Source organism: Lacisediminihabitans sp., assembly GCF_036404185.1.
Classification (GTDB): Bacteria; Actinomycetota; Actinomycetes; order Actinomycetales; family Microbacteriaceae; genus Lacisediminihabitans.
This window is the reverse complement of the sequence record NZ_DASWPB010000050.1, coordinates 1-11198: the sequence shown is the minus strand read 5'-3', so window position 1 is coordinate 11198 and position 11198 is coordinate 1. Positions and strand designations below refer to the sequence as shown.

10 protein-coding genes are annotated in these 11198 nt (G+C 66.9%); 3 read left to right on the top strand and 7 right to left on the bottom strand.

Features of this window, described 5'->3' with window-relative positions:
- On the bottom strand, positions 1–326 hold a 326-nt coding region (locus VGC18_RS02595), incomplete at its 3' end, for a VanZ family protein (protein ID WP_331093915.1).
- Positions 327–467: 141 nt separating this feature from the next.
- Positions 468–902, bottom strand: a complete 435-nt coding sequence (locus VGC18_RS02590; RefSeq protein WP_331093913.1) for a MerR family transcriptional regulator — start codon at positions 900–902, stop codon at positions 468–470.
- A 149-nt stretch (positions 903–1051) separates the two neighbouring features.
- Between VGC18_RS02590 and VGC18_RS02585 the strand changes: the two genes are divergently transcribed.
- Positions 1052–1918, top strand: coding sequence for an SDR family NAD(P)-dependent oxidoreductase (locus VGC18_RS02585; protein WP_331093911.1), 867 nt, complete (start codon positions 1052–1054; stop codon positions 1916–1918).
- 199 nt (positions 1919–2117) lie between these two features.
- The gene (locus VGC18_RS02580) at positions 2118–3554 is read left to right on the top strand and encodes a DUF222 domain-containing protein (RefSeq protein ID WP_331093909.1); all 1437 of its coding nucleotides are present in this window, start codon (positions 2118–2120) and stop codon (positions 3552–3554) included.
- Between the two features lie 29 nt (positions 3555–3583).
- Here the strand turns inward: VGC18_RS02580 and VGC18_RS02575 are convergent, their stop codons facing one another.
- The 3 genes from VGC18_RS02575 to VGC18_RS02565 all read right to left on the bottom strand — a co-directional run bounded on the left by VGC18_RS02575 (position 3584) and on the right by VGC18_RS02565 (position 6610).
- Positions 3584–3898, bottom strand: a complete 315-nt coding sequence (locus VGC18_RS02575; RefSeq protein WP_331093907.1) for a putative quinol monooxygenase — start codon at positions 3896–3898, stop codon at positions 3584–3586.
- Positions 3899–4247: 349 nt separating this feature from the next.
- Entirely contained in the window at positions 4248–5339 is a 1092-nt protein-coding gene (locus VGC18_RS02570; RefSeq protein WP_331093917.1) for an aspartate-semialdehyde dehydrogenase, read from the bottom strand.
- A 5-nt stretch (positions 5340–5344) separates the two neighbouring features.
- Positions 5345–6610 carry an aspartate kinase gene (locus tag VGC18_RS02565; protein ID WP_331093905.1) on the bottom strand — a complete coding sequence of 422 codons (1266 nt, stop codon included), beginning with the start codon at positions 6608–6610 and terminating at the stop codon, positions 5345–5347.
- 336 nt (positions 6611–6946) lie between these two features.
- Here VGC18_RS02565 and VGC18_RS02560 point away from each other — a divergent pair, with 336 nt between their 5' ends.
- Entirely contained in the window at positions 6947–8125 is a 1179-nt protein-coding gene (locus VGC18_RS02560; protein ID WP_331093903.1) for an FAD-dependent oxidoreductase, read from the top strand.
- Between the two features lie 58 nt (positions 8126–8183).
- On the opposite strand, the gene recR is transcribed toward VGC18_RS02560, so the two are convergent.
- Together recR and VGC18_RS02550 are read right to left on the bottom strand one after the other, a co-directional pair.
- Positions 8184–8783, bottom strand: a complete 600-nt coding sequence (recR, locus tag VGC18_RS02555) for a recombination mediator RecR (protein WP_331093901.1) — start codon at positions 8781–8783, stop codon at positions 8184–8186.
- A gap of 2 nt (positions 8784–8785) precedes the next feature.
- Entirely contained in the window at positions 8786–11197 is a 2412-nt protein-coding gene (locus tag VGC18_RS02550; protein ID WP_331093899.1) for a DNA polymerase III subunit gamma and tau, read from the bottom strand.
- Position 11198 lies beyond the last annotated feature (1 nt).

The following is an 11198-nucleotide window of genomic DNA, read 5'->3' as shown; positions in this document are numbered from 1 at the left end:
ACGTCCCCCAGTGAGGCGACCCGCTCGGGGAGCAGCAGCCCCTGGGCCGACTCGATGACGACGCTCGCCGCCAGGCACAGCAGCGGCGCGTACCACCACCGGCGCAGACCGAAGATGAGGCCGAGCAGCAGGCCGAAGGGGACGAACCACAGGATGTTCGCCGTGAACTCGATGCGCGCATAGTCGACGAAACCAAGACCGTGGGCGGCGCACCAGGCGACGAAACGCCCGAGCGATCTGTGCGCCGGGCGATCGACCGGCGTCGGCAGGAGACCGACGAGCGCCAGGAGTGCGGCGTAGGCGCCGAGGAGGACACGCAGCGCCACGCGACTCCCCCCACCGCGCGATCGGGATGTCGCGCCTGCCATCAGGGTAACAACGGCAGGAAAGTCGCGTGGTGGGATCCGACCTGAGACCAGGCCGGCGGTCACGCTGAGGACAGCCGGATCGCCCAGCGTGCCCGCCGCTCACGCGAGGCGTGGCTGTCGCAACTCCTCGACAAGGGGGATCGTCAGTTCACGGCCAGAAGCCCCCGCACCCAGGTTCTGGTCGAGGAAGTCTCTCCGGTTCGTGGCGATGATGCGCTCGAGGGCATCCCGAGTGTGCAGCAGGTCTTCAATACGCGCGTTGATCCGTTCCCGTTGCTCTTCGAGATGCTGCCAGATGGACTCGGCGACCTGGGCCTCGGGCGAATCGATGCAGTGCAACATGGCGGCGGCAGTCTGGCTGTTCAGACCCGCGGAATACATGCGGCCGATGAAGCGCACCCGCTCGACATCGCGCTCAACGAACTCCCGCAAGCCTCCAGAGGTGCGCGTGCTCGTGAGCAGGCACTGCTCCTCGTAGTACCGAAGCGAGCGAACGCTCACGCCCGCCTGTCGGGCCAGCTCACCGATCCTCATGGCGGCCGGTCCTTCGTCGCTTCTCGTCACGACCACATTTTAACTTGTATCTGACATCAATGTGAGGTTCTAGCGTCGAGCGCATGACTGATAATCGGATCGCTTCTCCCTTCACCTCCTCCTCGACTGCTGCCGACGTCATCGAGGGGATGGATCTGCACGGCAAGCGGATCATCATTACTGGCGGCGCGTCCGGACTGGGCGTCGAGATCGCAAGGACTCTCGCCGGCGCGGGCGCCGATGTGACCCTCGCCGTCCGCGACACCGCCGCAGGAAGTACGGTCGCCGACGGACTCAACGCCGGCCTTTCCCACATCCGAGTCTCCGTCGCGGAGTTGGAACTCACAAACCTCGACTCGGTTCGACGATTCGCGGAAGTTTGGGGAAGGGCGCCCATCGACGTTCTCATCGACAACGCCGGAATCATGGCTCCGCCACTGAGCCGAACTCCCGCCGGCTGGGAGCTGCAGTTTGCGACCAACCACCTCGGACACTTCTCACTCGCAACCGGACTACACGATGCGCTGGCCGAGGCCGGCGGCCGGATCATCTCGGTCAGCTCGCGAGCCCATCTGTGGTCCCCGCTGCATTTCGACGACATCAACTTTGACAGGAAGGAGTACCACCCCTGGATCGCATACGCGCAGTCGAAGACCGCCAATGCTCTGTTCGCCGTCGCAGCGACGGATCAGTGGGCCGACCACGGGATCACGGCAAACGCCCTCAACCCGGGCGATATCCGCACGCCACTCGCGCGGCATCTGGACGACGAACTACGTCGATTCGTGGCTGCTGGCGGTCCTGTGAGCTTTAAGACCATCGAACAAGGCGCAGCGACCACAGTGTTTGTGGCGACCTCTCCCCTGTTGGACGGTATCGGTGGGCGCTACTTCGAGGACGCGACCGAGGCCGCGCCGTGGACAGGCGGAGACCGCACGAGCGGTGTTGCGGACTACGCCCTCGACGCGAGCAACGCCGAACGACTCTGGGAACTGTCGGTCCGGGCCGTGGCCTGAGCTGTGGTTCCTCGCCTCGCTTGTCCTGTCTTCTCTTCTCTTCTCTTCTCTTCTCTTCTCTTCTCTTCTCCTTCTCCTCTCCTCTCCTCTCCTCTCCTCTCCTCTCCTCTCCTCGCTTCGCTTCGCTTGTGGAAACTTCTTTCTCACAGATTGGGTTCCAACTCTTCGAACAGACATTCGAAGGTGCGAAAATGGATGCATGCCCACTCCCGCCGACGACCTTCGGACCACCGCTGACGCGGTGGCACGTTTGGGGTCGTCGGCTGCCGACTTCGCGGCGCTGGACGATTCGGCGCTGCTCGCCGCGCAACAGGCCGTCGCGCTCAATCAGCGTGCGAACCAGCTTTTCGCGACCTGGATAGCCGGCGAGATCGCGCGCCGATCAGGCTTCGAGCGAGGACAACAGGGACTGGCCCGCCGAACGGGATATTTGAGTCCCGAAGCCCTCATCCAATCGGTATCGGGCGGCACTCACGCCGAGGCCACCAAGCTCGTCCACGTCGGCATGCTGGCGACGTCGGTCTCTCCCTCCCATGACGCCGATGGTCCGACCGACTCGCCCCCGCCTGCCGCCCCCTGGCGGGAGGCGCTCGCCCACGCGTTGACAGCCGGCGGCATCTCGATAGACGCCGTTGAGGTCATCCGATCCTGTTTCGATCGAATCGAGGCCGATATACCGGCCGACGAGATTCTGTCCGCGACGCGAGATCTCATCGCGGCAAGCGCGGTGCTCAACGCCGATCAGCTGCTCCGACGGGCACGGCAGCTCCGGGACCAGCTGGACGCCGAAGGATTCCCCTCTCGTCAGCGACGGCTGCGCGACCGACGGTACTTCAAGGCGTGGGAACAGACCGATGGCATGATCCGGGGCTCGTTCCTGCTCGACGCGGAGGATGGGGCGTTCCTGATGTCCGCGCTCCACGCCGCGACGAGCCCGCGCCGTGGCGGGCCTCGCCCGGTAGACCCGACCGTGCGCGCAGAGGCGGAGAGGCTGTTGGCCGACGAACGCTCGATCGAACAGATCGCGGCCGACGCCTTCATCGACCTGCTCCATGTCGCCGTTGATGCCGACCCCGCGGTTCTGCCGGGCAAGCGGCGCCCTGCCGTGCGGGTGATCGTGACCGAGCACGCGTTGCGCCACCGTTCCGGATCGGGGCGGCTCGAAGGACATACCGACCCGGTCCCCCTGACAACGGTCGACCGTCACCTGTGCAACTCAGGCATGGTTCCTATCGCGTTTGACGACGACGGCCAATGCGTCAACGTCGGCCGCACCCAAAGGCTGTTCACCGAACGACAACGCCTCGGGATGACCGTTCGGGACGGTGGATGCCGCTTCCCCGACTGCGACCGTCCCCCGTCTTTCTGCGAGGCTCATCACATCAACCAGTGGTATCGAGATGGTGGCCGTACCGACGTCGCCGACGGGATCCTCCTGTGCCGACGACATCACCTCCTACTTCACAACGACGGCTGGGAGATCACCCGCACCGATGCGGACTACCGTCTGCGCCCGCCCATAACGATCGACCCGTCACAGCAATTGATCCCGATGCCCAGCAAGGGCAGCCTCGTCACGCACCCTGACGGTTACCCCGGTACGGCCATCGCTCTACACACGGCGAGCCTGCTGTGACAGCGAATGGGGCAGCCCCGCGGAACCTCCTACTGGATCGTGCCCTTGACCGGATCGCCCAGAGGAACGTTGTGCAATGCGTGCACCTCGATCGGTTTGGCAAGGACATCCGTCAGAAGCTCACCGAGACGGGTGAGCGCCGCGCCCGCCGAGTGGGTCTGCAGCGCCCCACCGCTCGACCACCGCTCCACCATGACAACGAGTCCCTCCTCATTCGCGTGCGCCGCATAAAGCTCGCAGCCCTCCTCACGATGAACCTGGGGCGAGACCTGCGCAAGAGCGGCGAGCACGTCCGGGGCACGGCCCTCCTTGGGCGTCAGGATGGCGACAACAACAACAGACACGGTTCCTCCTTGATCCGGTACTTCATTCTGACGCCACCGCTCCCCGCCCAGCAAACGTCCCACGTCGATCCGGGAATCCGGCGCGACCTGCCGCTCCGGCGTCCGCCTGACGCGCTGGGGCGACGACGGGCTGGCCCGATACGTCCGCCTCAGCCGCGGCTCGATGTGACACGCCAGCTCACGTCGGCGGCCGAGGGCGCATCCTCACTCCACCATCGGGAGTTCCACCATCGCCGCGGTCCGCCCGCCGGCGATCCGGGGTTATCCGAAGCCCTCGGACCGTCGGAATCGCCCGGGTCATCCGAGGCTGGAGGTCAGGCGAATCGCCCGGATCATCCGAAGCTCGAGGTCAGGCGATGACGAGTTCTGCAGCAACCAGTTCGGCGATCTGCACCGCGTTCAGCGCGGCGCCCTTACGCAGATTGTCATTGCTGATGAACAGCGCCAGGCCGCGGTTGTTCGGAACACCCTCGTCCTGACGCAGGCGCCCCACATAGCTCGGGTCCTTGCCCGCGGCCTCGAGGGGAGTCGGTACATCGGTGAGCACCACGCCGGGCGCATCGGCGAGCAACTGCTTCGCCCGCTCGACGCTCAACGAATCGCGGAATTCGGCGTTGATAGAAAGGGAGTGACCGGTGAAGACCGGCACCCGCACGCAGGTGCCGCTGACCAGCAGCTCGGGCAGCTCGAGGATCTTGCGACTCTCGTTGCGCAGCTTCTTCTCCTCGTCGGTCTCGAACAGGCCATCGTCGACCAGGTTGCCCGCGAAGGGAACGACGTCGAAGGCGATCGTCTTGGGGAAGGTGGCCGGCTCGGGGAACGAGACCGCACTGCCGTCGTGCACGAGACCTATCGTGTCCTGATCGATCGCGGCCCGCGCCTGCTCGAGCAACTCACGACCGCCCTTGAGGCCGGCACCGGAGACCGCCTGATAGGTGCTGACGATGAGGCGCTGCAGCCCGGCCTCCGTGTCGAGCACCTTGAGGATCGGCATCGCGGCCATGGTGGTGCAGTTCGGGTTCGCGATGATGCCCTTGCGCGCCTCGGCGATCGCATGCGGGTTGACCTCGCTCACGACGAGAGGAACCTCCGGATCCATCCGGAAGGCGGACGAGTTGTCGATGACCAGGACTCCGGCCTCGGCGAAACGCGGTGCCTGAACCTTGGAGGTCGACGCACCGGCCGAGAAGATCGCGATGTCAAGCCCGGACGGATCGGCGGTGGCCGCATCCTCCACGACGACCTCGGCGCCCTTCCACGGCAGGGTGGTGCCCGCGGACCGAGCGGACGCGAAATAGCGGATCTCCGCGACCGGGAAACTGCGCTCCTCCAGCAGACGACGCACCACGGCGCCGACCTGACCGGTCGCCCCGACGACACCGATTCTGACTCCCTCGGGTCTGACTCCCGTGGTCCTGACTCCTGTGGTTCCGACTCCCATGGCGGTCATCGACCTGTCCCTCCGTAAACCTGAGCCAGCTCCTCGGAGTCCAGCCCGAAGGCACTGTGCACAACCCGTACTGCCTCATTGATGGTGTCGGCGCGGGTCACGACGCTGATGCGGATCTCACTCGTGGAGATCATCTCGATGTTGATCCCCGCCTCGAAGAGCGCGGTGAACAGCTTCGCCGAAACGCCGGCATTGGTTCGCATTCCGGCACCGACCAGAGCGAGCTTGCCGATCTGGTCGTCGTACTGCAGCGAATCGAAGCCGGTCTCCGCCTTGTTGTCGTCCAGAGCCTTGAGCACCTTGGCACCCTCGGACTTGGGCAGGGTGAAGGAGATGTCGGTGAGACCGGTGGAGGCCGCGGACACGTTCTGCACGATCATGTCGATGTTCGAGTCCGTGGTGGCGACGATGGTGAAGATCTGGGCGGCCTTGCCCGGAATATCCGGCACCCCGACCACCGTGATCTTGGCTTCGCTCAGGTCGGCAGCGACACCGGCGATGACCGCCTCTTCCACGGTTTCTCCATCCTTCGGGTTGACCACCAGGGTGCCCTCGTTGTTGTTGAACGAGGACCGTACATGAAGCGTAACGCCATGACGACGGGCGTATTCCACCGCCCGGATGTACAACACCTTCGCTCCGGCCGCCGCGAGTTCCAGCATTTCCTCGCTGGTGATCTTGTCGATCTTGCGAGCAGAAGCGACTACCCGAGGATCCGCGGTGAAAACACCATCAACATCCGTGTAGATCTCGCAGACATCGGCACCGAGCGCCGCGGCGAGCGCCACGGCAGTGGTGTCGGAGCCGCCACGGCCGAGGGTGGTGATGTCGCCCGTGCCACGGTTGAATCCCTGGAATCCGGCGACGATGGCGATGGCCCCGGTGTCGAGGGCGGCTCGGACGCGGGCCGGTTTCACATCGACGATGCGCGCGCTGCCGTGCTTCTCGTCCGTGATGAGACCTGCCTGGCTGCCCGTATAGGAGCGCGCCTCCTGACCGAGGCTCTTGATCGCCATCGCGAGCAGGGCCATCGAGATCCGCTCACCGGCGGTGAGCAGCATGTCGAGTTCACGACCGCTCGCGAGCGGGGTGACCTGACCGGCAAGATCCAGGAGCTCATCGGTGGTGTCGCCCATCGCGGAGACGACCACCACCACCTCGTTACCCGCCTTACGGGTCTCGACGATGCGCTTGGCGACCCGCTTGATGCTCTCCGCATCGGCGACGGACGAGCCACCGTACTTTTGTACGATCAAGCTCACGGGAATCTCCTGGATCATGGAATGGGTACAAGCCCGACCCATTCTATTCATCCCCCGTATTCGCGCCGGGTACGGCGGCGGGTCGAGCACGGCAAGGGACCCAGCATCGCGACGAGCCGCGAAGAGGCGCGGCGGGACGAGGGCGTTCAGACTGGGAGGGTTGACGAGGAGGTCGGGCGAGGAGGGTCGGGCGAGGAGCGTCAGACAAGCGAGAAAGAATGTCGTCGAGCCCGTGCGAGCAACAGGGGTGCCATCGAGCACCTTGCAAGCGACCAGGGCACCATCGAGCACCTTGCGAGCAAGGGGCCGCCGGGACGGGCCGAAAAGGACAGGACTATGACACACGGGGCAGCAACGCACGGGAGCACAACACACAGGATCATCGTCATCGGATCGGGAATCGCCGGCGCCAGCACCGCCTTCGCACTTGCCCGACGGGGCGCCCAGGTCACCATCGTCGAATCCGGCCACGACGGGCAGGCGACCGCCGCGAGCGCGGGGATCCTGCAGCCCTGGAGCTCGCACGCCGACGGTCCCTTCTACGAGCTATATGCGCGGGGCGCCGCCTACTACGACACCCTCATCGAACACCTCGCCGAACTCGGCATCCACCACACCGGCTATCGCAGGACCGGCTCTCTGGTCGTCAGTTCCGAACCCGCCGGGCTTGACGAGGTGGAACGACGGGTACGGCACCGAGCGATCGATACGCCGAGCGTCGGGGCGATCACTCGGCTCGACGCGGCCGCCACCAGAGAGCTCTTTCCCCCGCTGGCACCGGGATTGGCCGGTCTGCACATCGCCGGCGGCGCACGGGTCGACGGTCGCGTCCTACGTTCGGCGTTGTTGGAGGGGGCCGCTCGCCTCGGCGCGGTCTCGGTCGCCGGCACCGCTCGGGTCCAACGCGCCGGCGACGGATCGGTCGAAGCACTGCTGAACGGAGAAGGTACCGGCGGCGGATCCGTCGTCGCACTGGTGAACGGAGATCGTCTGCAAGCGGACGCCATCGTCGTGGCCGCCGGCGCCTGGAGCACCGAGTTGCTCGGCTCTCTGGGCCTGCACCTGCCGATCGAGCCACAGCGCGGCCAGATTACCCATCTGCGCCTCTCGAGTGTCGACACCTCCGCCTGGCCGTCGGTGCTCCCTCTGGACAGCCACTATCTGGTGGCTTTCGACGACTCCCGGATCGCCGTCGGCGCGACCAGGGAGACCGGCAGTGGTTTCGACGCCCGAGTGACCGCGGGCGGCCAGCTCCGGGTTCTGCAGGATGCCCTGCGGCTGGCACCGGGCCTCGCGGATGCCACGGTCATCGAGACGCGTGTCGGCCTGCGTCCGCTGTCGGCGAGCGGCCGGCCCGTCATCGGCGCGGTGACGCACGCTCCCGGGTTGTTCGTTAACGCCGGTTTCGGCGCCGCGGGGCTCACCATGGGACCGCAGGTCGGCGAACTCCTGGCCGACCTGATTCTGTCGGGCACCACCGACGCTGGCTTGGTGCTGTTCGCACCGGAGGAATGAGACCGACCTCGCCGCGCGAACCGGCGCGAGAAGCCACGATCGGTTCTCGACGAGACAGCTAGTTCTCGACGAGTCGACGGCCCTCGAACGCCCGCCCCAGCGTCACCTCGTCCGCGTACTCGAGGTCGCCGCCGACGGGCAGACCCGAGGCGAGACGGGTGACCCGCAGGTCGAGGTGCATGAGCATCCGGGACAGGTAGGTCGCCGTCGCCTCCCCCTCGAGGTTCGGATCGGTGGCGATGATGACCTCGGTCACGGTGCCGTCGGCGAGCCGCTGCATGAGCTGACGGATGCGCAGATCGTCCGGCCCGATGCCGTCGATCGGACTGATCGCCCCGCCGAGCACGTGATAGAGGCCCTTGAACTCACGGGTGCGCTCGATCGCCACGACGTCCTTGGCCTCCTCGACCACGCAAATCGTGGCGGGCGAACGCCGCGGGTCGCGGCAGATGGTGCACGTCTCCTGTTCGGTGACGTTGCCGCAGATGTCGCAGAACCGCACCTTCTCCTTGACGTCGCGCAGCAGCTCGGAGAGCCGGCTCACGTCGAAGGACTCGGTCTGCAGAATGTGGAAGGCAATCCGCTGCGCCGATTTCGGACCGATTCCGGGCAGCCTGCCGAGCTCGTCGATGAGTTCCTGGACGATACCGTCATACATGGTTACTGGTCCCTGGGCTTCACGCGCGGCGTGACGGTCTGCTCTTCGATGAAGCTCGCACCGAGGATCTCCCGCACGACTGCCTCGCCGTATCTCTGCTTCTCGGCGGGATCGGATGCCACCAGCGGCTTGGACGGGACGGGCGCCGGTTTGGCCTCGGCTGCGGCATCGACGGGCGCGATCGAGGCGGTGCTCGAAACGGTGCTCGATGCTGTCCCTCGAGAGCCGCTCGAAGAGGCACCCGACGGGGCATCAGGAAGACCGGTCGCGGCGGGAAGACCGGTCGCAGCGGGTCCGGTATACCAGGCATCCGCGGCGGGCTCGGTCGAGGATCCTGGCCCGGCGGGGGCGGTCGTGGAGGCGCCGCTGGACGCCGAAGCGGTCGCTGGCGTCGACGCCGGTCCGCGAGTCGACGCGGGTTTCGTCTCCGGCTCGGAATCCGTCACGACGGCGGTGACCCAGGTCGTTCCGGTGGGAACGGGCGGCTCGACATCGGGTTCGGTCGGCTCCGGCGGCTCGTCAACGATCGCCCCGGGTGCGGAAGCGACAGCCGAAGCCGGGGGCGCCTCGACCTTGGCGATGAGCAGGGGGCGGAAACCGAGCACATCGAAGACCGCCTGCTTGAAGTAATCGGCGACCCCCTCGCCGGGTGCGGCCCGCTGTTTGAGGGTGTCGACGTCGTTCTGGCTCGGGAACGACAGCACAAGCACACCGCCATCGCGCAGCTCCAGCGGCTTGGCCGTGTACACGACCATCCAGGCGGTGAGCTTGGCCTTCTCAAGGGCCTCGAGGATCTCGGGCCACGCGTCCTTCACCTGCTGCAGGGTGACCGGCTTGATCTCGGTGACGGGTTCGCCGACCGGCGCAGGCGGAAGCACAACCGAGGCCGGCTCGGGCGCACCCCGACCGGGCACGGCCGGACCGGGCGCTGCCGGAACGGTCGGTTCCGCGGGCTCCACGGGAACGGATGACCCGGCCGGAGCCGTCGGTTCGGTGGCTGATGGCGCGGTGACAGTTGGCCCCGCGACAGTTGGCTCCGTGACACGTGGCCCGGTGGTTGTTGGTGCGGTGGCACTCGGTACCGCGCCAGTTGGCTCGGTGACTGTTGGCTCGGTGGCGGGCGGGCGCGGCGTTTCCTGCCGTCGCGGCGTCTCCTGCTGCCGAGGCGCGGGGGTCGACTGGGCCGGCTCAAGCTGGCTGGACGCAGGCTGGCGGGCCGACGCCGGCTGGCGCGCCGAGGCATCCGGGCTCTCCACGCCGATCCGCCGCTCGAGCCGCTCGACGCGGGCAAGAGCACCACGCTCCGACTCGTCGCTGGCCGGAACGAGCACCCGGGCGATCATGAGCTCCAGGTGCAGCCGTGGCGAGGTCGCCCCCGTCATCTCGGTGAGCGCGGCGTTGACCACGTCCGCGGCGCGACTGAGCTCGGCGGTGCCGAAGCGGGCGGCCTGGACGGCCATCCGATCGAGCTCGTCCTGCTGGATGCCCCGGAGCACCGCGGCCGCGCCGTCGGAGGTCGCGCTGACGATGATGAGATCGCGCAGACGCTCGAGCAGGTCCTCGACAAAACGACGAGGGTCCTGGCCGGTCTGGATGACGCGATCGACCGAGGTGAAGGCGGCCGCGGCATCCCGATCACCGAGGGCGTCGATCACCTCGCCGAGCAGAGCGCCATGCGTGTAGCCGAGCAGGGCGACCGCACGCTCATACTGCACGGAGGACCCTTCCGAGCCGGCGATGAGCTGGTCGAGCAGCGACAGGGTGTCGCGGACCGATCCGCCACCGGCCCGCACGACGAGCGGCAGCACGCCGGGTTCGACATCGACCTTCTCGCTGTCGCAGATCTGCTGCACGTATTCCAGCATCTGGGCGGGCGGCACGAGCCGGAACGGGTAGTGGTGCGTCCGCGAGCGGATGGTGCCGATGACCTTCTCCGGCTCGGTCGTCGCGAAGATGAACTTGACGTGCTCCGGCGGCTCCTCGACGATCTTGAGCAGCGCGTTGAAGCCCTGTGGCGTGACCATGTGCGCCTCGTCGAGGATGAAGATCTTGTACCGATCGCGGGCCGGCGCGAACACGGCCCGCTCCCGGATGTCTCTGGCGTCGTCGACGCCGTTGTGGCTGGCGGCATCGATCTCCACGACGTCCATCGAGCCGCCGCCGTCACGGCCCAGCTCGATGCAGCTCGGGCAGACGCCGCACGGGGTATCCGTCGGGCCCTCGGCGCAGTTGAGGCAGCGGGCCAGGATGCGCGCGGAGGTGGTCTTGCCGCAGCCGCGCGGTCCGCTGAACAGATAGGCGTGGTTGACCCGGTCGTTGCGCAGTGCCGTCCGCAGCGGATCGGTCACCTGAGCCTGGCCGATGAGCTCGGCAAAAGTCTCTGGCCGATAACGGCGATACAGGGCGGTGACCACC